This window comes from Streptomyces lydicamycinicus (assembly GCF_000829715.2).
GTDB classification, from domain to species: Bacteria; Actinomycetota; Actinomycetes; order Streptomycetales; family Streptomycetaceae; genus Streptomyces; species Streptomyces lydicamycinicus.
Genome location: NZ_BBNO01000007.1, coordinates 14,011 through 39,498 on the forward strand (window position 1 = coordinate 14,011; position 25,488 = coordinate 39,498).

General features: G+C 71.5%; 18 protein-coding genes and 1 pseudogene. 10 read left to right on the plus strand and 9 right to left on the minus strand.

Translation table 11 applies throughout. The features are described from left to right. The first annotated feature begins 382 nt into the window (after positions 1-382). Together helR and TU31_RS38740 are read left to right on the plus strand one after the other, a co-directional pair. A complete protein-coding gene (helR, locus tag TU31_RS22620) occupies positions 383-2,533 on the plus strand; it encodes an RNA polymerase recycling motor ATPase HelR (protein ID WP_042157708.1) in 2,151 nt (716 codons plus the stop codon). Between the two features lie 139 nt (positions 2,534-2,672). Next, complete coding sequence (locus TU31_RS38740) at positions 2,673-3,554, plus strand: hypothetical protein (protein WP_042157711.1); 882 nt, start codon at positions 2,673-2,675, stop codon at positions 3,552-3,554. Positions 3,555-3,653: 99 nt separating this feature from the next. Here TU31_RS38740 and TU31_RS22630 read toward each other — a convergent pair whose 3' ends face one another. Next, positions 3,654-5,435: an ABC transporter ATP-binding protein gene (locus TU31_RS22630; protein WP_042157713.1), complete on the minus strand. Its 1,782-nt coding sequence runs from the start codon at positions 5,433-5,435 to the stop codon at positions 3,654-3,656. Beyond that, on the minus strand, positions 5,432-7,231 hold the full coding sequence (locus TU31_RS22635; RefSeq protein ID WP_042157716.1) for an ABC transporter transmembrane domain-containing protein: 1,800 nt from the start codon (positions 7,229-7,231) through the stop codon (positions 5,432-5,434). Before TU31_RS22635 ends, TU31_RS22630 begins: the two co-directional genes overlap by 4 nt. Before the next feature lie 262 nt (positions 7,232-7,493). Between TU31_RS22635 and TU31_RS22640 the strand changes: the two genes are divergently transcribed. After that, positions 7,494-8,249: a lipoprotein gene (locus TU31_RS22640; protein ID WP_042157719.1), complete on the plus strand. Its 756-nt coding sequence runs from the start codon at positions 7,494-7,496 to the stop codon at positions 8,247-8,249. Positions 8,250-8,375: 126 nt separating this feature from the next. On the opposite strand, the gene TU31_RS22645 is transcribed toward TU31_RS22640, so the two are convergent. Further along, on the minus strand, positions 8,376-9,794 hold the full coding sequence (locus tag TU31_RS22645; protein WP_042157721.1) for a Gfo/Idh/MocA family protein: 1,419 nt from the start codon (positions 9,792-9,794) through the stop codon (positions 8,376-8,378). Positions 9,795-10,125: 331 nt separating this feature from the next. Between TU31_RS22645 and TU31_RS22650 the strand changes: the two genes are divergently transcribed. Beyond that, entirely contained in the window at positions 10,126-11,496 is a 1,371-nt protein-coding gene (locus tag TU31_RS22650; protein WP_042157723.1) for an alpha-amylase, read from the plus strand. Positions 11,497-11,568: 72 nt separating this feature from the next. Here TU31_RS22650 and TU31_RS22655 read toward each other — a convergent pair whose 3' ends face one another. Beyond that, a complete protein-coding gene (locus TU31_RS22655; RefSeq protein WP_042157725.1) occupies positions 11,569-14,499 on the minus strand; it encodes an FAD-binding and (Fe-S)-binding domain-containing protein in 2,931 nt (976 codons plus the stop codon). 70 nt (positions 14,500-14,569) lie between these two features. Then, on the minus strand, positions 14,570-15,028 hold the full coding sequence (locus TU31_RS22660) for a MarR family winged helix-turn-helix transcriptional regulator (protein WP_042157728.1): 459 nt from the start codon (positions 15,026-15,028) through the stop codon (positions 14,570-14,572). A gap of 124 nt (positions 15,029-15,152) precedes the next feature. Here TU31_RS22660 and TU31_RS22665 point away from each other — a divergent pair, with 124 nt between their 5' ends. After that, positions 15,153-16,970 (plus strand): ABC transporter ATP-binding protein, encoded by a 1,818-nt coding sequence (locus TU31_RS22665; protein ID WP_042157730.1) that lies wholly within the window; start codon positions 15,153-15,155, stop codon positions 16,968-16,970. A gap of 183 nt (positions 16,971-17,153) precedes the next feature. On the opposite strand, the gene TU31_RS22670 is transcribed toward TU31_RS22665, so the two are convergent. Further along, positions 17,154-17,732, minus strand: coding sequence for a winged helix-turn-helix domain-containing protein (locus TU31_RS22670; RefSeq protein WP_042157733.1), 579 nt, complete (start codon positions 17,730-17,732; stop codon positions 17,154-17,156). Between the two features lie 113 nt (positions 17,733-17,845). On the opposite strand from TU31_RS22670, the gene def reads away from it, so the two are divergent. Continuing rightward, positions 17,846-18,508 carry a peptide deformylase gene (gene def, locus TU31_RS22675; protein WP_042157735.1) on the plus strand — a complete coding sequence of 221 codons (663 nt, stop codon included), beginning with the start codon at positions 17,846-17,848 and terminating at the stop codon, positions 18,506-18,508. Positions 18,509-18,531: 23 nt separating this feature from the next. Continuing rightward, positions 18,532-19,005: pseudogene (locus TU31_RS22680) on the plus strand (aldehyde dehydrogenase family protein); the annotation flags it as partial. A gap of 13 nt (positions 19,006-19,018) precedes the next feature. Here TU31_RS22680 and TU31_RS22685 read toward each other — a convergent pair. Next, on the minus strand, positions 19,019-19,846 hold the full coding sequence (locus tag TU31_RS22685) for an SDR family NAD(P)-dependent oxidoreductase (protein WP_042157738.1): 828 nt from the start codon (positions 19,844-19,846) through the stop codon (positions 19,019-19,021). A 113-nt stretch (positions 19,847-19,959) separates the two neighbouring features. Between TU31_RS22685 and TU31_RS22690 the strand changes: the two genes are divergently transcribed. Next, complete coding sequence (locus tag TU31_RS22690; RefSeq protein WP_042157740.1) at positions 19,960-20,661, plus strand: bleomycin resistance protein; 702 nt, start codon at positions 19,960-19,962, stop codon at positions 20,659-20,661. A 156-nt stretch (positions 20,662-20,817) separates the two neighbouring features. Then, positions 20,818-21,402 carry an NUDIX hydrolase gene (locus TU31_RS37015; protein ID WP_042157742.1) on the plus strand — a complete coding sequence of 195 codons (585 nt, stop codon included), beginning with the start codon at positions 20,818-20,820 and terminating at the stop codon, positions 21,400-21,402. On the opposite strand, the gene TU31_RS22700 is transcribed toward TU31_RS37015, so the two are convergent. Both TU31_RS22700 and TU31_RS39200 read right to left on the minus strand, forming a co-directional pair. Then, on the minus strand, positions 21,296-22,126 hold the full coding sequence (locus TU31_RS22700) for a hypothetical protein (RefSeq protein ID WP_052719012.1): 831 nt from the start codon (positions 22,124-22,126) through the stop codon (positions 21,296-21,298). The genes TU31_RS37015 and TU31_RS22700 overlap by 107 nt on opposite strands. 89 nt (positions 22,127-22,215) lie before the next feature. Beyond that, positions 22,216-23,664, minus strand: coding sequence for a hypothetical protein (locus TU31_RS39200; protein ID WP_245698636.1), 1,449 nt, complete (start codon positions 23,662-23,664; stop codon positions 22,216-22,218). A gap of 337 nt (positions 23,665-24,001) precedes the next feature. Between TU31_RS39200 and TU31_RS22710 the strand changes: the two genes are divergently transcribed. Further along, on the plus strand, positions 24,002-25,342 hold the full coding sequence (locus TU31_RS22710) for an MFS transporter (protein ID WP_042157744.1): 1,341 nt from the start codon (positions 24,002-24,004) through the stop codon (positions 25,340-25,342). The last annotated feature ends 146 nt before the right edge of the window (positions 25,343-25,488 follow it).

Consider the following 25,488-nt stretch of genomic DNA (forward strand, 5'->3'; position numbering starts at 1 on the left):
CACCGGCCTGAACCGGAATGCAGGAAAATGGGGGATGCGAAATGCATGTGGTGCGTGTGGTGTTCTCCACGTATGGGTCGCGCGGGGACGTTGAACCGTTGGCGGGGAGACCCTGGCGACCTGAATCGCTAGCCCCAGCGGGCTGAACCGACAACGCCACGGGCTGAACCGACAACGCCACGGGCCGAAGCGTGCCCGGCCCACCCCCACCCCCGCCGACAACGACCCCGGGCCCAACCAACAACGCCACGGCCTGAATCCACAAAGCCCCCGGCCCGATGCCCGCCGAAGCGTAGCCCGTCACGCCCGCCAGTTTCCGCACCCCATTCCAAACGCCTTGCCGCGCGCCATGGCCGCGCGCCCTCAGATCGGAGCACATGCCGTGAGCCCGCTGACCACCAGCGTGTTTGACCTTCCCGACCGCCTTTCCCTCAAGGCCGACCCGGCGCTGATCGGCGGCGACGAGCAGCACTTCGCGGCTCTCGCGGAGAGCCTGGAGCAGTCGATCGCCGAACTGTCCGACCGTCTCGATGCCGAGCGCAGGGCGCCCGGCGGTGTGGGCCGGCAGGCGATGGACCGGGACGCGGAGATCCATCGGCTGACCGCGCGCCTGCGCGCACTGCGTCGCTTCGGACTGGACCTGTGCCTCGGGCACATGGTGAGCGCGGACGACCCCGAGCCGGTGTACGTCGGACGGCTTGGTCTTACGGACAGCGCGGGGCGCCGGCTGCTGCTCGACTGGCGTTCTCCCGCGGCCGAGCCGTTCTTCGGCGCCACCCACGCCAACCCCATGGGTCTGGCAAGCCGCCGCAGATATCGCTGGACCCGCGGCCGGATCAGCGACTACTGGGACGAGGTGTTCACCTCGGACGGGTTTGCCGGGCATGCCGCGCTCGACGACCAGTCCGCCTTCATCGCGAGCCTGGGTGGCAACAGGTCGGCACGGATGCGCGATGTGCTCGGCACCCTCCAGGCCGACCAGGACGCCATCATCCGTGCGGGCTCCCGCGGCGCTCTCGTCGTTGACGGCGGTCCGGGTACGGGGAAGACCGTCGTCGCGCTGCACCGTTCCGCCTACCTCCTCTACTCCGACCCCCGTCTCGGTCACCGTCGGGGCGGTGTGCTGTTCGTCGGTCCGCACCGTCCCTACCTGGCCTACGTCGCCGACGTCCTGCCCAGCCTCGGAGAGGAGGGCGTGCAGACCTGCACCCTGCGGGACCTTGTCGCCGAGGGAGCCACCGCGGCGATCGAGGCCGACCCGGAGGTGGCGCGCCTGAAGTCGTCCGCGAAGCTGGTGCAGGCGATCGAGGCGGCCGTCAGGCTCTACGAGGAGCCGCCCGCCGAGGGGATGACGGTCACGACCGACTGGGCCGACATCTGGCTGAGCGCCGACGACTGGGCCGAGGCGTTCGACGCACCGGAACCAGGCACGCCGCACAACGAGGCGCGCGAGCAGATCTGGGAGGAGCTGCTCACGATCCTGCGGGACAAGTACGACGGTGATGTCTCGCCCGACGTCTTCCGCAGGTCGCTGCTGCGCGACGAAGAACTGGTGACCGCCCTCCACCGCGCCTGGCCGCTGCTGGAAGCGGCCGATCTCGTCGGAGACCTGTGGTCGGTACCCGCCTACCTGCGGATGTGCGCTCCGTGGCTCAGCCCAGACGAGGTACGGAAGTTGCAGCGCAAGGACGCTCCCCACGCCTGGACGGTGTCCGACCTGCCGCTCCTGGACGCGGCACGGCAGCGGCTCGGTGACCCGGAGACGGCACGGCGGCAGCGCCGGCACAAGGCCGCGGTCGCCGCCGAACGCGAGCGTATGGCCGATGTCATCGACAATGTGCTCGCGGCCGATGACGACGGCGAGGGCGCGGTGACGATGCTGCGCGGCCAGGACCTGCGGGACACCCTGGTCGATGAGTCCGCTCTGCCCGGCGTCAAACCGGACCTGCTCGCCGGCCCGTTCGCGCATATCGTCGTGGACGAGGCGCAAGAACTGACCGACGCGGAGTGGCAGATGCTGCTGCTCCGCTGCCCGTCCCGGAGCTTCACCATCGTCGGGGACCGCGCTCAGGCCAGGCACGGATTCACGGAGTCGTGGCAGGAACGGCTTGAGCGGGTCGGTCTCGACCGGGTCGGCCTGGCCTCCCTGAGCATCAACTACCGGACACCGGAAGAAGTCATGACGGAAGCCGAGCCGGTCATCCGGGCCGTGCTCCCGGACGCCAATGTGCCGAGCTCCATCCGCCGCAGCGGCATCCCCGTCGTTCACGGCTCCACCTCGGATCTGGACTCGATCCTCGACACCTGGCTCGCCGTGCAGAGCGACGGGACCGCCTGTGTCATCGGCGACCCCACCGTCCGGACGACCTCCCGCGTCCGGTCGCTGACCCCGGAGCTGTCGAAGGGGCTGGAGTTCGATCTGGTCGTCCTCATCGATCCGGAGGAGTTCGGCCAGGGCATCGAAGGAACGGTCGACCGTTATGTCGCGATGACCCGGGCGACTCAGCGACTCGTCATCCTCACGAGCGGCTGACGCCGGCTGGACGCATGTCCGCCACCGGGCGAGTGGGTGGCTGCCCGGTTGTTCCGCACCAGCCCCTGACGTTGGCGGCTTCGAGCGATGCGGAAGGATGTCCGGGCTCCTGCAACCGATGACGAGGGAACCGACAACTGTGACCCACCAGCCGCCGCAGACACCACCATCCGGATATGGCGCCCCGCTGCCGTCCTACCCCGGCGCACCGGTTGCGCCGCAGAACGGCCAGACGCCGCCGGCCGGACTGCCGGGCCAGGGTGGGGGCCCGGGCTTCGCGCCGCAGCCTCCGCCGCCTCCCCGGCGCCGCACCGGACTGATCCTCACCCTCGTCCTGGTCGCCGTCGTGCTGCTCGCCGGGGGCGGCTACCTGGCGTGGTCGCAGCTCGGTGGCGGGGACGACACGGAGGCGCGTAAGGGGCAGGAGCAGAGTCAGGGCGGGGAGCAGAACCAGGAACGGGGACAGAGCCAGGGCCAGGGCCAGGGGCAGAGCCAGGGACAGGGCGACGGGGAGAAGCCCAAGGGGCTGACCACCCCCAAGGTGGTGAAGTCGGGTTCGGCGGAACTCCGCTATGACGCGAAGACCACCGCGCAGATGTACCCGCCGGAGAAGCGGAAGCCCGAGCTGTACCCGGAGATGAAGGGCCTGACCCAGACCGACGCGGTCTACCGCCCGCAGGACAAGCCCTCGGTCACCCTCGGCGTCCACACCGGTACGGGTACGGTGTCCGACCCCGCGCAGCGGGTGAAGGCGGCCTTCGGCCCGAACTCGATGGCCGTCGCGCCGAAGGACTTCGCTCTCCAGGACCCCGACGCCAAGGGAGCCGTTCTGCGCTGCGGGGTCGCCCAGGGCGGGGGCAACTACGTCCCCCTGTGCGTCTGGGCCGACAGCACCTCGGTCGGTGACGTGGTCGGCGTGGGCACGGCGTCCACGCCTTCCCTCAAAAAGATCGACCTGAAGACGCTGGCGCAGCAGACGAGTGATCTGCGCAAGGCCATGCGCGGCGGCTCCGCCGGCTGACTCGTCATCCCGCACACCGGAACGGCGGCGCGGACTTCAAGGTCTGCGCCGCCGTTCCGTACCGTCCGCCCCGTACGGAGGCAACGGCCGGGCCCCACATCAGCCGTGCCAGGACCGCCAGAGTGCCGCGTACGCACCGTCGGCGGCGACCAGTTCGTCGTGGCTGCCCAGTTCGCTGATCCGGCCCTCCTCGACGACCGCGATCACATCGGCGTCATGTGCGGTGTGCAGGCGGTGCGCAATGGCCACTACGGTGCGGCCGTCCAGCACTCTTCCCAGTGAGCGCTCCAGATGGCGGGCCGCCCGTGGGTCGAGCAGGGAGGTCGCCTCGTCCAGCACCAGGGTGTGCGGATCGGCCAGTACCAGCCGGGCCAGCGCGATCTGTTGGGCCTGGGCGGGAGTCAGGGCGTGTCCGCCCGAGCCGACCTCGGTGTCCAGCCCCTGGTCCAGGGTCCGTGCCCAGTCGTCGGCGTCCACCGCGCCGAGCGCGGCCCACAGTTCGGCATCGGCCGCTCCGGTGCGTGCCAGCAGGAGGTTGTCTCGGAGCGAGCCGACGAAGACATGGTGCTCCTGGTTGACCAGCGCCACCTGCTCGCGGAGCCGCTCGGCCGGCATCCTGGAGAGCTCGGCGCCGCCCAGGGTGACACTGCCGACGCGGGGCCCGTAGATACCGGCCAGCAGCCGGCCCAGCGTCGATTTGCCGGCGCCGGACGGACCGACCAGCGCCAGCCGGCTCCCCGGGCGGACCCGCAGCGAGACCTCGCGCAGCACATCGACGTCCGCACGGTAGCCGAAGCTCACCCCGTCGGCGTGGACCTCCCGGCCGTCCGGGTGCCGGTCCGCGTCGGTGGCCTCCGGGGCGATCTCCCGGACGCCGACGAGGCGCGCGATGGACACCTGGGCCTCCTGGAGCTCGTCGTACCAGCGCACGATGATGCCGACCGGATCGATCATCATCTGCGCCAGCAGCGCCCCCGTCGTCAGCTGCCCGGGACTGATCCAGCCCTCCAGGACGAACGCGCCGCCGAGCAGCAACACCGAGGCCAGGAGCAGCACATGCGCCAGATCGATGACGGGGAAGAGCACCGAGCGCAGATAGAGCGTGTAGCGCTCCCACTGGGTCCATTCCCAGATGCGGCGCTCCGACAGCGCGATCCGGCGGGCGCCCAGCCGGTGGGCCTCGACCGTACGCCCCGCGTCCACGGACTCGGTGAGCACGGCGGACACCGCGGCGTACCCGGCGGCCTCCGAACGGTAGGCGCCCGGCGCCCGCTTGTAGTACCAGCGGCAGCCGACGGTCAGCAGCGGCAGCGCGATCAGTACGGACAGGGCCAGCGGCGGTGCGGTCACGGTCAGCCCGCCGATCAGCAGCGCCACCCACACCACGCCGATGGCCAGCTGCGGTACGGCCTCGCGCATCGCGCTGGAGAGCCGGTCGATGTCCGTGGTGATCCGCGACAGCAGATCGCCGGTGCCGGCCCGCTCCAGTACGCCCGGCGGCAGCGCCACCGACCGTACGAGGAAGTCCTCCCGCAGATCCGCCAGCATCCGCTCGCCGAGCATCGCCCCGCGCAGCCGGACCATACGGACGAACACCGTCTGGGCGGCCAGCGCGACGGCGAACACCGCGACCGTGCGCCCCAGTGGGAGATCGCGGGCGCCCGCGGACAGGTCCTCGACGATGCCGCCGAGCAGATACGGGCCGGCCATGGAGGCGATCACCGCGGCCGCGTTGACGGCGATCAGCACCGTGAACGCCGTGCGGTGACGGCGGATCAGACCGCGGACGTAGCTGCGGACGGTGGCCGGTGAGCCGACGGGGAGGGTCGTGAGGGTCTGCGGGGCGTTCGGATCGTGTTCCGGGGGCGCCAGGCCGATCATGCGGTCTCCTCGATCTGGCCGGTCGACAGCGCCGGCTCGGGGTCCGTTTCGCGGGTGACGACCGCGCGGTAGGCGGGGTGGCTGCGCAGCAGTTCGCGGTGGCCGGCCGTGGCGACGGCCTTGCCCTCCTGGAGGAACACCACCTGTTCGGCCCGGTCCAGGAGGAGCGGGCTGGAGGTGAACACGACCGTCGTCCGGCCGGTCCTGATCGTCCGCAGACCGTCGGCGATCCGGGCCTCGGTGTGGGCGTCGACGGCGCTGGTCGGCTCGTCGAGCACCAGCACCTCCGGGTCGGTGACCAGCGACCGGGCCAGTGCCAGCCGCTGTCGCTGCCCGCCGGACAACGACCGCCCGCGCTCGGTGATATAGGTGCGCATCGGGTCGCCCGAGTCGTCGACCGAGGCCTGTGCCAGCGCGGTCAGCACATCGCCGCACTGGGCCGCGGCCAGCGCGTCCGCCGCGCCCACCCGTCCGGAGGCCGGGACGTCCAGCAGCTCGCCGAGGGTGCCGGAGAGCAGCATGGGGTCCTTGTCCTGGACGAGTACGGCCCGGCGGGCGGTGTCCCGTGGCAGGTCGTCCAGCGGGGTGCCGCCGAGGACGACGGACAGACCGGCGGCGTCCTCACCGTCCTCGCCGTCCTGCGGCGGGTGTCCGCCGAGGCGTTCGGCGAGCCGGCCCGCGGCGTCGGGGTCGCCACAGACCACCGCGGTCAGCCGGCCGGCCGGGGCGGTCAGACCGCTGACCGGGTCGTGCAGCGCGCCGGTGGGCGGCGTCCCGTGGTCCTCGGTCCGTCCGCCGGCCGGGCGGTGCTGGGACAGGACGCGGGCCGTGCGCTTCGCGGAGGGTTTGGCGAAGGAGTAGGCCTGGGCGATCTCTTCGAAGCGGCGCAGCGGGAAGAGCAGGAAGGTGACCGCGCTGTAGAGGGTGACGAGATCGCCGACCGCGATGGTGCCGTCGAGGGCGAGCCGGGCGCCGTACGAGACCACCGCGATGAGCAGCAGGCCCGGCAGCAGTACTTGGAGGGCCGAGATCAGGGCCCACATCCGGGCGCTGCGGACGGCGGCCTTGCGTACCTCTTGGGAGGCGCTGCGGTAGCGGCCGAGGAAGAGTTCCTCGCCGCCGATGCCGCGCAGCACGCGCAGCCCGGCGACGGTGTCGGAGGCCAGCTCGGTGGCCTGGCCGGCCTTCTCGCGCTGGGCATCGGCGCGCCGGGTGGCGGGCGGCAGCAGCGGCAGGACGGCCAGCGCGAGTACGGGTACCGCGACGGCCACCAGGATGCCCAGTTCCGGCTGGTAGAAGGCCAGGGCGACGGAGACACCGATGGTGGTCAGGGCCGCCGCGGCGAACCGGGAGAGGGCCTCGACGAACCAGCCGATCTTCTCCAGGTCGCCGGTGCTGACGGTGACGATCTCGCCGGCCGCCACCCGCCGGGTCATGACCGAGCCCAGTTCCGTGGTCTTGCGGGCGAGCAGTTGCTGCATCCGGGCCACGGCGGTGATCCAGTTGGTGACGGCCGCGCGGTGCAGCATGGTGTCGCCGGCCGCGATCAGCGCGCCCAGGACCAGGATCAGGCCGCCGGCCAGGAGGAGCCGCCCGCCGTCGCGGTCCACCACGGCCTGCACGGCGAGGCCCACCGGCAGCGGGGAAGCGGCGATGGCGCCGATGTTCACCAGCCCCCAGGCCAGGGCCTTGAGCTGGCCGCCGAGCTGTCGGCGGCAGAGCCACCGGAGGAAGGTGCCGCCCGTACGGACGTCCGGGACGCCCGGGTCGGGGTGCGGAAGGTCACGAAGGTGCATGGGGTCCCAGCCGGAGTCGTGGTGAAGGGGCGGCAGCTGGCCGTCCCGGCAGGCGAAATGCCCCTCCGCGCATGTCGCGTCGTCGGTGGAGGTTCTGGAAGATTGGCCCGCGGACTGGGCGGATTTCAAACGGTTTTTCCGCTGTGACCACATGATTCGGACAATCGTGCGGTGGCTGGTGGCTGGTGGCTGGTGGCTGGTGTGCGGCGGGCGGCGGGCGAGCGCTGACCGGCCGTCGGATGCGGGGTGCGACCATGGGGCCATGCGGACAGCGGGCAGTGCGATACGGACGGCGGCGGTGGCCGCGGCGGGGCTGGTTCTTCTGGCGGGCTGCGGCGGTGCGGGCGGCGGCCGGGACGGTGGCGGCAAGGACGACGGTGCGGCGAAGGGGGAGCGCCCCGGCGGCCCGGCCCGCGGCGGGTCGTCCACCACGCACCTCAAGAACATCCCCGAGGCCGGTACGGCCCTGCGGTCCCGGATCCCGGCCGCCTCCCGGCAGGTGGTGGCGGTCTACGGCGCGGGCGTGAACTCCGCCGACGCCACCGTCGTCCTCTACGACAAGGGCGCCAATGGCTGGGACCGCAAGGCGAGTTGGGACGGGCACAACGGCCGGCGCGGCTGGACGGTGAATCATCACGAGGGGGACAAGCGCAGCCCCGTGGGCGTGTTCCCGCTGACCGATGCGGGCGGTGTGCTCCCGGACCCCGGCGCCAAGCTGCCCTACACCCACTCCTCGGCGTTCACCCCGCCGTCGTACTGGTCCAAGAACACCCGCCACGACTTCGACTACGTCGTCGCGATCAACTACAACCGCGTCAAGGGGACCTCCCCGCTGGACCCGACCCGGCCGGAGGGGCAGTCCAAGGGCGGCGGGGTCTGGCTGCATCTGGACCACGGCAGCGGCACATCCGCCTGCGTCAGCGTCCCGAAGGCCGGGATGCGGGCCTTGCTGCGCGCCCTCGACCCGGCGCGGCACCCCGTCATCGTCATGGGGGACAAGGCGCACCTCGCGGCCTGAGCGGTCTGAGCGGTCCTGAGCGGCGTATCGGGGCGCACGGGACGTACGAGGCGTACGAAGCTGGGGCGCGGGGCCGGGCCCGGCCGGCGTGCCACCACCGCCCGCCGGGCCCCGGAGCGCTCCCTCCTACTCCTCCGGCTTCTTCGAATCCATCCCCGGCCGGGCCTTCTTCCACAGCCCGCGGGTGAAGTCGGGAATCTCCTGTGGCGCGCCCTTGGCCTTGATCGACAGATCGCTCAACGGCACCGGAGCGGTCCAGGTCGCCGCGTCATAGACGTCGAAGTCCGGTACGAGGCCCAGCCGCATGCACTGCATCAGCCGGAAGACCAGCATGTAGTCCATGCCGCCGTGCCCGCCGGGCGGGTTGGCGTGCTCCTTCCACAGCCAGTGGTCCCACTCCGCGTACTTGCTGAAGTCGCCCCACTCGTCGTTGCTCTGGTCCGGCTCGATATAGATCCGCTCCGGATAGTCCTCGAAGACGCCCTTGGTGCCGCCGAGGCTGTTGATCCGGCTGTAGGGGTGCGGGGTGGAGACGTCGTGCTCCAGCCGGATCACCCGCCCCTTGGCGGTCTGGACGAGGCTGATCGTCCGGTCGCTCTCGATGTACGACTCCTTCCAGCTGGGGTCGTTCGCCGGCATGTGCTCCTTGCGGTAGGCGGCGAGACCGAGCGCGGGGGTGCCGAAGCTGGAGATGCGTACGGCGCGGTCGCCGCGATTGATGTCCATGTAGTTGGCGACCGGACCGAACCCGTGGTTGGGGTAGAGGTCACCGCGCAGCCGGGTGTGCCACAGCCGGCGCCAGGGCCCCTCGTAGTACTTGGGGTCGAACATCAGGCCGCGCAGATCGTGGTTGTACGCGCCGGCGCCGTGCAGCAGATCACCGAACAGGCCCGCATGGGCCATCCGCAGCACCCGCATCTCGTTCTTGCCGTAACAGCAGTTCTCCAGCTGCATACAGTGTCTGCGGGTGCGCTCGGAGAGATCGACCAGCTCCCACAGCTGGTCCAGCCGCAGTGCCAGGGGGCATTCCACGCCTACGTGTTTGCCGTTGAGCATCGCGGTCTTCGCCATGTCGAAGTGCCAGTCCCAGGGCGTGGCCGCGTAGACGAAGTCGATGTCGCCCCGCTTGCAGAGGTTCTCGAAGTCATGGTCGCCCTTGGTGTAGACGGCAGGCGCCGGCTGCCCCGCGTCGGTGACCTTCTTGGCGGCCTTGGCGGTCTTCTCCTTCACCGGGTCGCACAGGGCGACGACGCGGACGCCCGGCACCGCCAGGAAGAGGTCGATCATGCTGCCGCCCCGGTTGCCGAGGCCGATGATGCCGACGCGTACGGTGCTGCGCCGCTCGAAGGGCACTCCGATCATCGTCCTGCCGGTGGCGCGGGGGGCCGCGGCGGCGGCCGCGCCGGGTGCGGCCGCCGCGGCCGGTCCGGCCGACAGGCCGCCGAGCCCCAGTCCAGCGCCCGCCGCACCGGCGGTCCACAGGACCGAACGGCGGCTCGGCCCGGCCTCGTTGGGGTCGTGGTTCTGCGATGGTGCCTCGTTCATCGGTCCTCCAGGAGCGGTGGGGTGCCGGGGCATACGTGAACCTCGGTCAGGACCCTGTCGGCCGTCGGCCTGAGGCACAAGAGGGCCGATTGGACTCTTGTTACGGCACGCTTGGACTCTTTGCCGCAATAGCGGATCCATCACGGCAAGGCCGGACGCGCCGCCGCCACTACCTTTCGCAAGGCACTGAAAAGCCTTGCAGAAAGCCTTGACGTGTCCACAAGGCAAACGGCAGGCTCCGGTACGGAAACCCCCCCACGGCGGCCCGGCGCGTGGCTGCTCTCGTGGGCGCGGTGCGCGCTGCCGCGCCCCATGACCAAGGAGCCGCAAGATGCAGCAACGTTCCCGTGTGCTGGGCGGGGCGCTGGCCGGCGTGCTGGCCGCGGCCGGCCTCGCCACCTTCGCGCCGTGGTCCTCCCAGGCCACCCCGCCCGGCGAAAAGACCGTCACCGCCACGCTGTTCGAGTGGAAGTACGCGGACGTCGCCAAGGCCTGCACCGATGAACTCGGTCCGGCCGGCTACGGCTATGTCGAGGTCTCACCCGCCTCCGAGCACATCCAGGGCAACCAGTGGTGGACCTCCTACCAGCCCGTCAGCTACAGGATTGCCGGACGGCTGGGCAACCGGGCCGCGTTCGCCTCGATGGTCAGTGCCTGTCACGGCGCGGGCGTGAAGGTCGTCGCCGACGCCGTCATCAACCACATGGCGGCCGGCTCCGGTACGGGCACCGGCGGCACCAAGTACACCAAGTACGACTACCCCGGCACCTACCAGGACCAGGACTTCCACGGCTGCCGCAAGAGCATCTCCGACTACGGCGACCGCAATGACGTCCAGACCTGCGAACTGGTGGGCCTCGCCGACCTCGACACCGGCCGTGACTACGTCCGCACCACCATCGCCAAGTACCTCGACGACCTGCGGTCACTGGGCGTGGACGGCTTCCGGGTGGACGCCGCCAAGCACATCTCCGCCGCCGACCTCGCCGCCGTCAAGAGCAAGATGCGCGACCCGGGTTACTGGGTGCAGGAAGTCATCCACGGCGCCGGTGAGGCGGTGCAGCCCGAGGAGTACACGGGCAACGGCGACGTCGACGAGTTCCGTTACGGCCACCACCTCAAGAGCGCCTTCCAGGGTGGCAGCCTCGCCCAGCTCAAGTCCGTCGCGGACGGCAAGCTCGACAGCGACAAGGCCCGTACCTTCGTCGACAACTGGGACACCGAGCGCAACGGTTCGACGCTCACCTACAAGGACGGCGCGGCCTACACGCTCGCCAATGTGTTCATGCTCGCCTCGCCCTATGGGTCGCCGAACGTCTACTCCGGCTACGAGTGGTCCGACAAGGACGCCGGACCGCCCAGCGGCAACAACGGCTGGACCCGTCAGCACGCCAAGCGGGCGGTCACCGGGATGGTCGGTTTCCGCAACGCGGTGGGGTCGGCGAAGCTGACCGACTGGTGGGACAACGGCGGCAGCGCGATTGCCTTCGGCCGGGACGGCAAGGGGTTCGTCGCCCTCAACAACGGTGCCGGGGAGCTGAAGCAGACCTTCGCGACCTCGCTGCCCGCCGGTACCTACTGCAATGTCGTGGCGGCCGCACCGTCTTCGTGCGACGGCCACACGGTCACCGTGGGCGAGGACGGCAAGGCACGGCTCTCGGTCCCCGCCAGGGGAGCGGTGGCGCTGCACATCGCTCGCTGACCCCCACTCCCGCATCCGCCGGGCGGACCCGCCGCTCCGGCGGATGCGGGCCGGACGCCGCCCGGCGACACCTCAAGCGGGCCGGGTGGCCAGCTCCAGAGCCTGAAGGACCGAGTGATAGCCCCGGCCCGCCGTCGCATGGTCCATCCCGACCTCGCACATCCGGTTCGCCGACAGATGCGCGTCGAAGTGCCGGGCGGTCACCTCGGCCGCCTCCTTCGCGGTGGCCGACTCGGTCAGCTCCCGGTGCAGCATCCCGCGGTCCCCGGCGAACGCACAGCAGCCCACGTCGTCCGGCACCACGACCTCCCGCGCACAGGCCTCGGCGACCCGGCGCAGCTGTGACGCGTCGCCCAAGTGCTGCATGGCGCAGGTCGGATGGAGCACCGCCGACCCGACCGTGCGCACCGTCTCCAGACGGGGCAGCAGCTCCTCGGCGGCCCAGACGACCGAGTCGACGACGGTCAGCTCCTCGTGCAGCGCACGATTGCCGGGCGTCAGATACGGCACGACCTCATGGGCGAGGCCCAGGGTGCACGAGGAGGCGTCCACCACCAGCGGCAGCCGGCCGCCCGCGGTCCACCCCCAGGCCGCCTCGACGATGCGGTTGGCCATCACCTCGGTGCCGCGCCGGTACCCCTTGGAGTGCCAGATCGTGGCGCAGCAGGTCCCGGCCACGTCCGGCGGGATCCACACCGGCCGGCCCGCCCGCCGCGACACCGTCACCACCGCCTCGGGCAGCGACAGCCCGGGGAACCCGGCGGGCGGCCCGAAGATCCGGTTCACACACGCCGGGTAGTAGACCGCGACCGCGCCCGCCCGCCGGGTCACCGGACGCGTACGGGGCGCCGCACCGGGCATCCGCGGCAGCCACTCGGGCACCAGGTCGGGGCGTACGGCCTTACGGGCGGCGCCGGTCACCGGCCGCAGCAGCCGGCCGCCGATCCGGCCGGCGGCGGCCACCGCCAGCCGCGCCGCCTGCTCGACGGCCTTGAACCGCCGGGCGGACTGCGCGGCGATCCACTCCTCGCGCGGAGTGTGCCGCAGGTGCCGGAAGTCCTTCATCAGCGCGCCGGTGTCGATCCCCACCGGGCAGGCCAGTTGGCAGACCGAGTCGCCGGCGCAGGTGTCCACGGCGTCATAGCCGTAGGCGCCGAGCAGCGCGGTGGTGACGGGGGAGCCGGCCGGCTGGCGCAGCATCTCGCGGCGCAGCACGATCCGTTGGCGGGGTGTGGTGGTCAGGTCCCCGCTGGGGCAGGCCGGTTCGCAGAAACCGCATTCGATGCACGGGTCGGCGCGGGCCTCGATCCGGGGGAGGGTCTTCAGGCCGCGCAGATGCGCCCGCGGGTCGCGGTCGAGCAGGACGCGTGGCGCCAGGATGCCGTGCGGGTCCACGGTCTCCTTGATCCGCCACATCAACTCCGTTGCCCGGGGGCCCCATTCGAGTTCCAGGAACGGCGCGATGTTCCGGCCGGTGGCGTGCTCGGCCTTCAGCGATCCGTCGAAGCGCTCCACGGTCAGCCGGCAGAACTCATCCATGAAGGCGGCGTAGCGCGCCACCTCGGCCGCCTTCGAGGCGTCGAAGGCGAGCAGGAAGTGCAGATTGCCGTGTGCGGCGTGGCCCGCCACGGCCGCGTCGAAGCCGTGCCGGGACTGGAGTTCCAGCAGGGCCGTACCGGCCTCGGCGAGCCGGGCCGGCGGCACCGCGAAGTCCTCGGTGATCAGCGTCGTCCCGGGCGGCCGGGAGCCGCCCACCGCCGTCACGAACGCCTTGCGGGCCTTCCAGTAGCCGCCGATCGCCCCCGCGTCCCGGGTGAAGGCATTGGTGACGGACGGGACCGGCGCGACCAGCTCCAGTTCCGTCAGCACCCGCGCCGCGGCCCGTTCGTACGCCTCCTGGCCCGCCTCGTCGGGCGCCCGGAACTCCACCAGCAGTGCGGTGGTCTCCTTGGGCAGCGCCGCCCAGTCGGCGGGCACCCCGGCCACGCGCACCGAGGCGCGCAGCGTGTTGCCGTCCATCAGCTCCACGGCCCGTGCGCCCGCCGCGTTGAACCGCGGTACGGCCGCGGCCGCGGCACCGAGCGTCGGGAAGAACAGCAGCGCGCTGGAGGTGCACCGGTCCAGCGGCAGGGTGTCGAAGACGGTCTCGGCCAGGAAGCCGAGGGTGCCCTCGGAGCCGACGATCAGGCCGCGCAGGATCTCCACGGGTGTCGCGCCGTCGAGGAAGGCGTCCAGGCGGTAGCCGTTGGTGTTCTTGATCTCGTACTTGGCGCGGATCCTGGCCACCAGTTCCGGATCGGCCTCGATTTCCGCCTTCAGCGCCATCAGGCCCGCGCACAGCGCCGGTTCGGCGTGCGCCAGCTCCGCGTCGGCATCCGGTTCCGCGGTGTCGACGATGGTGCCCGAGGGCAGCACGAGGGTGGCCGAGGCCAGCGTCCGGTAGGAGTTGCGGGTGGTGCCGGCCGTCATCCCGGAGGCGTTGTTGGCGACCACGCCGCCCAGCGTGCAGGCCACGGCGCTGGCCGGATCGGGCCCGAGCAGCCGGCCGTAGCGGGCCAGCGTGGTGTTGGCGCGCAGCACGGTGGTGCCCGGCCGGATGCGGGCGCGGGCCCCGCCGTCGAGGACCTCGATGCCGGTCCAGTGGCGGCGTACGTCGACGAGGATGTCCTCGCCCTGCGCCTGCCCGTTGAGCGAGGTCCCGGCAGCCCGGAAGACGACCTTGCGGCCCTTGCCGTGCGCGTAGGAGAAGACCGCGGAGATGTCGTCGAGGTCCTCGGCCACCACCACGACCTGCGGTACGAAGCGGTACGGGCTGGCGTCGGAGGCATAGCGGACCAGGTCGGAGAGCGAGTGGAGCACCTTGTCCGCACCGAGCAGCGCGATCAGGTCACCGCGCAGCGGCTCGGGGGTGCCGGACGCCCGCGGGCCGGCCACCCGGTCAGGGGCCGGGCCGCCGGGGGCGGTGGGCCGCAGGGTCTGTGGGTCCGGCTCCAGCAGGGGCATGGCGGCACTCCTCCGGTTGACTGGGTGTCAGGGCCGGTCCGGCAGCGCGCACTACCGGACCGGCCCTGGCTCACTGCGCGGCCCCCGGCCCGTCGACCAGGGTGGACAGCAGTCCGCCGAGCACCTCGCGCTGCTCGGCGGTGAGCGGTGCCAGGATCTCCTCCGCCGCGGCCCGCCGGGCGCTGCGCAACACCCGGAGTGTGGACCGGCCGGTGTCGGTCAGCTCGATCCGGATCACCCGCCGGCTGGCCGGATCGGGTACCCGGCGCACCGCGCCACGGTCCTCCAGCGCGTCCACCAGCGTGGTCACCGCGCGGGGGACGACCTCCAGGCGCTCGGCGAGGTCGGCCATCCGTGGCGGGGTGTCGCCGTAGTGGCCGACGATCCGCAGCAGCCGGGACTGCGCAGGGGTGAAGGCGAGGTCCAGGTGCTCCAGATGGTGCTTCTGGGCGCGGTGCATCCGGCGGGTCAGCCGTACCAGCTGCTCGGCGAGGTTGGTGGTGCTGACCGTCGGCTCGGGGGAGGGCATACCGCGAGGATAGCGGACAGCAGGACCTTATTCATTGTGAGCTTAGGTAACAATGAGCTAAGCTCCACGATGCTTGTGCGCCCGTCCGCACCCACCTGTCTTCCGCACCCCCTCGAAGGAGCCCATGCGCAGCGACGAACCCCAGTGGACCCCACCGCCCAAGGACCCGGGAAAGCCGGTCCCGCTGCGGCGGATCCTCGCGCTCTTCCGTCCCTACCGCGCCCGGCTCGCCCTCGTCGGCCTGCTCGTCGGCGCCTCCTCCCTGGTCTCGGTCGCCTCCCCGTTCCTCCTCCGCGAGATCCTGGACGTGGCGATCCCCGGCCGGCGCACCGGACTGCTCACCCTGCTCGCCCTCGGCATGATCGTCACCGCCGTCACCACCAGCGTGTTCGGTGTGCTTCAGACCCTGCTGTCCACCACCGTCGGCCAGCGGGTGATGCACGATCTGCGCACCGCGGTCTACGCCAAGCTCCAGCGGATGCCGCTGGCCTTCTTCACCCGCACCCGCACCGGCGAGGTCCAGTCCCGGATCGCCAATGACATCGGCGGCATGCAGGCGACGGTCACCTCCACCGCCACCTCCCTGGTCTCCAACCTGACCTCCGTCCTCGCCACCGTCTGCGCCATGCTCGCCCTCGACTGGCGGCTGACCGTCGTCTCGCTGCTGCTGCTTCCGCTGTTCGTCTGGATCAGCCGCCGGGTCGGCAACGAACGCAAGAAGATCACCACCCAGCGGCAGAAGCAGATGGCCGCCATGTCCGCGATGGTCACCGAGTCCCTCTCGGTCAGCGGCATCCTGCTCGGCCGCACGATGGGCCGCGCCGACTCCCTCACCCGCACCTTCGCCGGCGAATCCGAGCGACTGGTCGACCTGGAGGTCCGCGCCAACATGGCCGGCCGCTGGCGGATGGCCACCATCGGGATCGTCATGGCGGCCATGCCCGCGCTGATCTACTGGGCGGCCGGTCTGGTCCTCCAGTTCGGCGGCCCGGTCTTCTCCCTCGGCACCCTGGTCGCCTTCGTCTCGCTCCAGCAGGGCCTGCTGCGTCCCACCGTCTCGCTGCTGTCCACCGGCGTGCAGATACAGACCTCACTCGCGCTCTTCCAGCGCATCTTCGAATACCTCGATCTGCCGGTCGCCATCACCGAGCCCGCCGAGCCGGTCCGTATCCCGGCCCCGCGGGGCGAAGTGCGCTTCGAGAACGTGACGTTCCGCTACGACCCCGAGGCCGCCGCCACCCTCGACGGCATCGATCTGACCGTGCCCGCCGGCGGCAGCCTCGCCATCGTCGGCCCGACCGGCAGCGGCAAGAGCACCTTGAGCTATCTCGTGCCACGGCTCTACGACGTGACCGGCGGCCGGGTCACCCTCGACGGCGCGGACGTCCGCGACCTCGACTTCGACACCCTCGCGCGCTCGGTCGGCGTGGTCTCCCAGGAGACCTACCTCTTCCACGCCTCGGTCGCCGACAACCTCCGCTTCGCCAAACCGGACGCCACCGACGAGGAGATCGAACGCGCCGCCAGGGCCGCCCAGATCCACGACCACATCGCCGCCCTCCCCGATGGCTACGACACCCTCGTCGGCGAGCGCGGCTACCGCTTCTCCGGCGGCGAGAAACAGCGCCTCGCGATCGCCCGCACCATCCTGCGCGACCCGCCGGTCCTCGTCCTGGACGAGGCGACCAGCGCCCTGGACACCCGCACCGAACACGCCGTACAGCAGGCCATCGACGAGCTGTCCGCGGGCCGCACCACCCTCACCATCGCGCACCGCCTGTCCACGGTCCGCGACGCCGACCAGATCGTCGTGCTGGACGCCGGCCGGATCGCCGAGCGCGGCACCCATGACGAGCTGCTCGCCGCGGACGGGCGCTATGCGGCGCTGGTACGGCGTGACGCATACCTCACCCCGGTCGCCGAGCAAGTGATGACCCCGTAAGTGACCCACGGGTAAGGTCGAAGGCGCGGCGGCCAGTTCATTGGTCGGGGTGGCCGCCGCACTCCATCGTCGGCGGGAAGCCGTGTCGGCTCCGGCTTCCCGCCGGCTCTTGCCGGTCGCCGCGTTCCCCTTCGGGCCCCGTGCGGACGGGCCGGTCGCCCCAGCGGGACGGTCGGCGACTCCTCAGTCCTGGTCCGCGCCGTCTTCCGGGTGGGGAAGCAGCGGGAACAGCCGCGTGATGAGGGCCACCGGTAGAGCGCCGTCGGGCCGGGCCAGGGGGCGCTGTTCGCGGTCCTGGTAGGGCGTGAGCGCCCGCCGGATCACGTCCGCGACCCGGCTCATCTCCTCGGGTGTCAGGTAGGTGACGGCGCTGAAGGCCTCGTCGTGGCGCCATGCGGGCGGCGCCTCCTCCCGCTGGGCCAGCCACCGCTGCCAGCTCTCGTCCTCCAGCCCCCGGGCCAGATCGCCGAACTGCTCCTGCATGGGGCCGTCGGCAGCGGGGGCGTGCTGCCGCAGGCGCCAGGGGCGTGCACGGCCCCCGCTGTGGGGGGCCTCCTCGACGTATCCGTGCCGTGCGAGCTGCCGCAGGTGAAAGGAGCAGAGACCGGAGCTGTAGCCCAGCCGGGAGGCGGCTTCGGTCGCCGTGACCGTGCCGACTTCGGCGAGCAGGTCCAAGAGGGCGGTGCGGACTTCGTGCTCGCGCAAGGCGCCGTCGGTACCGGCTGTCCGCTCGTCCGGGGCGTTGAGGTCATCTTCGGTCACTTTGCAAAGTCTGCTACTTTGCAAAGGAGTTGGCAAGCGGCAGCCCATGCTGCCGGTATTCCGTCGTGGTGACCTCCGCGGCATCTGTGGCGTGCGCAAAAGGGGAGACAGCCATGTCTGTTCGTCACGAGCGGTCCCGTCCCGTCGACCGGCGGGTGCGGTTGCACGGCCGGCCGGTTGACTCGTATCCGGCTCTGCCGGCGGAGGCGGAACGGGGATCGGTACGCCGGGTCACGGTGGTGGGGGAGGAGGTGCTGGGCCGTCGGTGCCGGGAGGTGACCGCGTTCGGAACCCCGGAGCTGTCGGCGTTGATCGACGACATGTTCCGCACCATGTATGTGGCCGACGGTGCGGGCCTGGCGGCCAATCAAGTCGGCGTCGATCTGCGGCTGTTCGTGTATGACTGCCCGGACGACACCGGGGTCCGGCACGTCGGCCACCTCATCAACCCGGTGCTGGAGCTGCCCGATCCAGGGAGCCGCCGGCTCATTGACGACTTCGAGGGCTGTCTGTCCGTGCCCGGTGCCACCATGGCGGTTCCGCGCACCGACCGTGCTGTCGTCCGCGGATTCGACAAGGACGGTCACCCTCTCGTCATCGAGGGGACGGGTTACTTCGCCCGGTGTCTCCAGCACGAAACGGATCACCTCATCGGTCATACCTACCTTGACCGGCTCTCCAAGAGGGACCGCAAAGACGCCTTGCGGCAGATGGAGGACCGCCGTGAGGACGTCTTCGCCCGGCGGGCGATCAAGGCCGCCGGTCTGGGCCGGTGAGGTGCGGCGACCGCGAACGACGCGGCGGCACGGACCGTCGCCCGCGACACGACCGCGCCGCCCGCTACATCGCCCCGACGGTGCTCGCCGATGTCGCGCCGGACGCCCCCGTCATGGCCGAGGAGATCTTCGGCCCCCTCCTGCCGACCCTGCGCATGCCCGAGCTGGACTCCGCGCTCACCTTCATCAACGCCCACGGCAAGCCACTCGCCCTCTACGCCTTCACCACCGACAGGCGGACCAGACGGCGGCTGCTCACCGAAACCTCCTCCGGTGCGGTGGGCTTCGGGCTGCCGCACGCCCATCTCACCGTCCCCGGGCTGCCCTTCGGCGGCGTCGGCGAGAGCGGCCTCGGCCGCTACCACGGACGGCACTCGGTCGAGACGTTCAGCAACGTCAGGGCCGTTCTCGACAAGCCGCTCTTCCCCGACACCGTGCGGGCCGTCTATCCGCCCTTCACCACGGCCAAGGAGCGGCTGCTGCGCCGGATCATATGAGGCACGGTGACGGCTATCCGGCGGCCGGCCGGTCAATGAGGGTGTGGGTCAGCTGCATCAGGCGCTCCCTGGCGTCGATGTCGTAGGCCTGAGCGTGTGCCCGGGTGTCGGTGAACTGGTCGAAGTAGCGGCCCGTGGTGGTGGCGAGATCCGGATCGAGCAGAAGTCGGACGGTCGGGCGCACCCCCTCCTCGATGCCGGTGACCGGAGTCAGCCCGTACGCGCGCACTCCGTCGGTGTCCATCAGATGGGCCGGATGCAGCGTGTTGACCGTGACGCCGGTCCCCGTCAGCTCGGCGGCCAGGTGAAAGGTCGCCATGATCAGCGCGAGCTTGCTCCGGCAGTAGGCGCGCAGCCCCTCGTAGTCCCGCTCCAGCATGAGGTTGTCGAAGTCGAGGGCTTCCTGCCCGATCGAGGCGACATTGACCACGCGGGCCGGCGCCGAGGCGGTCAGCAGCGGCAGCAGCGCGCGGGTGAGGGCGTACGGGGCGAGGTGGTTCACGGCGAACCGCAGCTCATGTCCCTGCCGACTCACCTCGCGCCGGAGCGGCTCGGTGCCGCCACCCGCGACGGCGTTGTTGATCACCCCGTCGAGCCGGGGCTCCGCCGCCCGGATCCGGTCGGCCATCGCATACACCTGGTCGAGGTCGGCCAGATCCGCGAGGTAGGTACGGACGGTGGAGCCGGGGGCGGCGGCGCGTACCTCGGCCGCCACCTTCCCGAGACGGGCAGGGTCACGGCCGTGCAGCAGAACGGTGCCCCCGCGGGCGGCGAGATCGAGTGCCAGGCCACGGCCCATTCCCTGGGTGGCGCCGGTGATCAAGGTGGTGCGTCGCGTCATGGCAACCAGCCTGCGGGCAGGGCGCGATGACCGACAGTGTGTGCTGAACCTGGTGTCTCCACCACCAGCAAATCCCTCGCCCCCACTACTCAACTTTGACTAGACTCCCGACCATGACCGAGAACACCATTCCGATGCTGCCGTGCCCGACCCTCCAGCCCGTTCTCGACTTCTACACCGTCCTCGGGTTCGAGGTGACCTTCCAGCAGAAGAGCCCCAATCCGTACGCCGTCGTGCAGCGCGGCGGCATCCAGCTCCACTTCTTCGGGATGAAGGGGTACGACCCGGCGGAGTCATACAGCACCTGCTACATCCGTACCGATGACATCGATGGGTTGCACGAGGACTTCCGGACCGGGCTCAAGGCGGCGTACGGAAGGATCCCGACCCGCGGGCTGCCGCGTATCGGGCCGCTGAAGGACACCTCGCACGGCATGCGGCAGTTCCTCGTGACCGATCCGGGCGGCAACTGCCTGCGCATCGGGCAGCAGACCAGCCAGGACCACCACCACCGGCCCGCGCCCAAGGAGACCTTTTCCCGGGCCCTGCACCACGCGTCCCTCCTCGCGGACTCGAAGGACGACCCCGCGGGCGCCGCGAAGATCATCGACCGAGTGCTGCACACGGCGGACGAGCGACCCACGCCCGTGCAGCTGCTCCGCCTCCTCGTACTCCGTGCGGATGTCGCCGGGCGCCTCGGTGACGACGGGACCGCGACATCCGTCCTCGCCGAGGCCGCCGCGGTCCATCTCACCGCAGAGGAGCGGGAGTCGGCGCACGACGACCTCGAACGTCTGGAGGAGTTGCGGGGGTAGCGGCTTGTGCCGCCGCTCCTCGGGAGCCCGGGAGTCCGGGAGTCCGGGACCCTGGGTGTCAGGTGCTCCGGAACCGGTCCGTCGGTGATTCATCGCCGGTACGGTGGACGTCCGCCACGGGCCTGAGGCCCGTCTCTTCGGATTGCGAGAAGTCCGATGAACCAGATTGCAGCCGACACTTATCTGGCCGCGGCGGTGGTGGTGCACCACGCCCGTGTGCTGATCGTGCGCCGTAGTTACCGCGAGCGATTTCTGCCCGGCGCCTGGGGGGTGCCGTGCGGGAAGCTCGATCGTGGGGAGTCCGCCGAGAGCGGTGCCCTGCGGGAGTTGAAGGAGGAGACCGGGCTGCTCGGCACCATCGTCGCGCACACCGGCTCGACCAGCTTCCTCAGCGACTACCGGGGCCGCCGCGTCCACAACCATCAGGAGAACTTCGTCGTCCGCCCGCTCACGCTGGATGTCGTCCTGCCCAGCCCGGACCAGGCCTACCGGTGGGTGCGGCCCGCCGAGCTGGCCGAGGCCGGGGTGGACGCATACAACCTCACGGTGATCCGGCAGGCGCTCGGCGGCCGGCTGGACGCCGCCGGGCTCCGCGCCATGACGGCCCGCTTCGGGCACCCGGGCCTGCCCCCTTTCAATAGCCCAAAGACGCTGCCAGAGCGTCGAGTTCAGCAAGGTAGACGGCCGGCGGCAGCGGAGTCTTGGGCGGTGGATCCGCGCGTTCGGCGGCGCCGGCCCTGACCGCACCGCCGGCCCTCGCCTCGCCGGTCCGGCCGGTGCCGGTGACCTGGCCGGTGCCGCCGGTCCGGCCCGGATCACCGCCGCTGTTCCTGACGGAGCCGCAGTCCCCGGCACGGCCGCGGCTCCTGACATAGACATCGGTCACCGATCGCTGTGGGGCGGTCTCCAGGAACAGCGTCACCGTCGGCTCCTCGCTCACCACCCGGTGCAGCGTACGGGCGGCCAGGCCATAGCTCCGTCCGGCGCCGTACTGCTCGGTGTGCAGCAGCCGCAGCCGTGCGTCGCCGACCCGCCGCAGGCGCCAGGCCCCGCCGGGGCCGTCGATGGTCTCCCGGTAGGCGACCGCGGGCACGCCGTCCGCGGCCGGCTCGTAGCACTCCATCCGCACCCGGCCGCGGACCACCGCCGAGGCGATCGCACAGCGGTGATTGTGGATGTCCTCGGAGACGGCGCCGGCCGCGCCGTGCCAGAAATGGATCCGCAGCATGAACCCGGGAGCACCGGGCAGCAGCAACAGCTTGTCGAAGCCCAGCACATGGCGGTACGACAGCCGGACGCACTCCGCGAGCTCCAGATCGCCGACGGATAATCGGCGCACCAGCGGACCGAGCGTGCCGGGGTGCGCCAGCTGGGCGGTCACCCGGCGCGCCGACTCGGGCGACGGCGGCTCCGGCCCCGCGCCCAGCCCTTCCACCAGCAGCCGCCGGGCCTCCTCGACCTGCATCTCCGCCTCCCCTTCGCCGACCTCCCGGCCCGCACCCGCCTCCCGAACCGACCCAGGACAGCACCCCATCCCTCGGCACCCGGGCCGCCTCACGGCCGGTAGACCATCAGGGCGTACCGCCGCAGCACCGACAGGCCCTGATACGCCATCCACACCGGATGGCCCATGGGCCCGTCGTCCCACCGCCACACCCCGCCCTGCTGCATACCGTGCACCCGCGCCACAGCGGCGGTCAGCTGCGCCTCCCACACCGGCAGTCCCACCTCCTCGGCCGCCACCTGCCGGGCACCGTCCGTCATCAGCGCGCGGGCCACCCACGCGGCCGCGAAGTGCCGTACGGACAGCAGCTCTTGATGCAGTGGATCCTCCTGCACCGGCCGCCGTACCTCCTCCTGGCAGTTCAGCAGATCGGACGCGCCGCCCCCTGGCGCCGCCGGGCCGGCAAGCAGCCAGCGCAGCCCCTCCTCGCGCACCGCACGCTGCCGTTCGTCCTCGCCCAGAACCCGTGCGGCCCGGTCCAGCGCCACCACCGCCCGCGCGGTGTGCACCGCGGACGGGGCCGGATTGCCGTGGCCGGTTGCCAGTGCCGCGCCCCAGCAGCGGTGGTGGCCGCGCGCCGGATCGGCCGTGGCGCCATTGACCAGCACCTCCCGTAGTCCGCCCAGCGCGGCGGCCCCGGGCGCCGCCCGCAGCAGCCCCCGCAGCACATTGGTGACCACATAGGTGTTCGCCAGCCCCGACGCGTCATGGTCGGGGTCCCACAGCACCTCGCAGGAGCGTATTTCGGCCTCCAGCAGCCGTGGATCGGCACCGGCCCGTGCCAGCGCACCCAGCACGATCGCGGACACCTCGGGGCGCGCCCCGCTGCCCTGGGAACGGGCGGCCCACCCGCCGCCGGGAAGCCGCAGCCGCCACAGTGTCTCGGCCACCTCACCGGCCCGTATTCGGCCGTCGCACGGCGCGATGTCCAGCAGCAGATGCAGCCCGTACGCCGTGCCGAACGCCGTCGGATGCACCGGCGGTTCGCTCTCCGCGAGGGAGTGCGGCCAGCCGGTGAGCGGTCCGCGGCCGGGCACCTCGATCACCGTGAGACCGCGCCGGAGCGCCTGGTAGGTGCCGTCCACCAGCTCCGGCAGCGAACCGGCGGGCACCGGCACGGGGGCGGGTGGTACGGCGGAGGCGGTCGCGGCGCGGGCCCGCAGCAGGGCCGCCGCCAGCCACACCACGGCGCCGACGCCGCCCCCGGCGGTCGCCGCCACGCAGTAGCGCGCCGCCTCGCCCGCGAGATTCTGCGGCAGGATCCCCAACAGCGCCTGAAACACGGCGAACGCGGCGGCCGGCACACCCAGCCGCCCCAGCCACGGCAGCAGCCGGGCCGGCGCCAGGGCCCGCGGGGCGGCGTCGGGCGGCGGGCCGGGGTCCGTCACGGGCGCGCGGTCGGCCGCACCGGAACGCTGTGGTGGTAAGTCCTGCCGCAGCACCATCTGCTGCTCCCTCCCCCCGGGCGCGCGCCCCCGCACCGCCTGTGCGAAGGGCATCCCGATCAGTGTAGGAATCCCCACTGACAGCGGGGTCGCACACCTGTCGCAGCCCTTCCCGGCCGGTATCCCCGGCCCGGCCTGCCGGCCGCGGCCCCCGAACCCGGTCAGCTCGCACGTCTTGGGCGCCGCGAGCGCCACCGCGTCGGCCGGCTCCCGTCCGCGCCCCTCGGCCACGCCTGCCCCGTCCGGGGAGCACGTCGTCGGGACAGGCGACGAACAGTGCTACGCGCACGTTGCCTTCTCCTTTCGGCCACACCAACCCCTGGCGGCCGACCGCTTACGCGGGACATGATCACCGCAGCAGGGCGAGGAGAAGAACCGGGAGCGGAGGACCATGTCGAACGCCGAACACATAGCCAAGGACCGGGCGCCCGGCGGCGTCCGCTCCCCGTCGCGGCTGCGGCAGCTGGCCGCCGCCTCCATCGGCAACGCCGTGGAGTGGTACGACTGGTACGCGTATTCCTTCCTCGCGGTCTACTTCGCCGAGCAGGTCTTCCCGAAGGGCGCCGGCAACTCCCTGGTTCCGCTGCTCTCGACGTTCGCGGTCTTCGCGGTCGGCTTCTTCATGCGGCCGGTCGGCGGACTGCTGATGGGTGCGATCGCCGACCGCCGCGGCCGGCGGACCGCACTGACCCTCACCATCCTGCTGATGGGCGGCGGCAGCCTGCTGGTCGCGCTCACCCCCACCTATGCGACGACCGGCGTCCTCGCCCCGTTCGTGCTGGTCCTCGCCCGCCTGGTCCAGGGCCTGTCGGTGGGCGGGGAGTTCGCCGCCTCCACGACCTTCCTCGTCGAATCGGCGGGGCCCGGCCGGCGCGGGCTGTTCTCCAGCTTCCAGTACGTGTCCACCACCGCCGGCCAGTTGCTGGCGTCCGGGACCGCGGCGCTGCTCGCGGCGCTGCTCACCGAGCAGCAGATGGGGCAGTGGGGCTGGCGGGTGGCCTTCCTGATCGGCGCACTGCTGAGCCTGCTGGGATTGTGGATCCGGCGCGGCGCCCAGGAGACCCTTCCCCAAGCTCTCGACTCCGTTCGAGCAGGGGAGACCCCGAACGAAGAGCGGGCGGCCGATCGCCCCGGCCTCTTCGAAGCGCTGCGCCGCCACCCTCGCCAGTCGCTGCTGATCTGCGGTATCACTGCGGGCGGCACCATCGCGTACTACACCTGGACCACCTACCTGCCCACCTACGCGCAGGTCAACGCGGGCTTCGACAAGGGCGAGGCGCTCACCGTCGGGACCCTCTCGCTCGTCTTCTTCGCGCTGCTCCAGCCGCTCGGCGGGCTGCTCTCGGACCGCATCGGCCGCAAACCGCTGCTGCTCGGCTTCTCCCTGGGCTTCGCTGTCCTGGCCGTTCCGCTGCTGCACCTGGTCACCGACACGTTCGTCTCGCTGCTGCTGGTGCAGTGCGCAGGCATGGTGCTGCTCACCGGATACACCTCGATCGCCGCGGCCGTGAACGCCGAGGTGTTCCCCGCGCGGGTACGCGCCGCCGGCATCGGTTTCCCGTACTCGCTCACCGTCGCTCTCTTCGGCGGCACGGCCCCCTATGTCGGCACCTGGTTCAAGCAGGCCGGCCACGCCGATCTCTTCCCCTGGTACGTGGCCGGGCTGTGCCTGGTGTCGTGCCTCGTCTATCTGACGCTGCCGGAGACGTCACGGCGGGAGCTGGAGAAGTAGCCGCGGACACGAAGGCGCCGCCCGTCCCGGGACAGGGACGGGCGGCGCCTTGGGGGTGAGGCCTGTCAGACGAGCCAACCCACGAGGTGCAGGACATGGGCAAGCAGATGAGTGAGGATGTCCATGGGGATTCTTCTCCTTGAAGT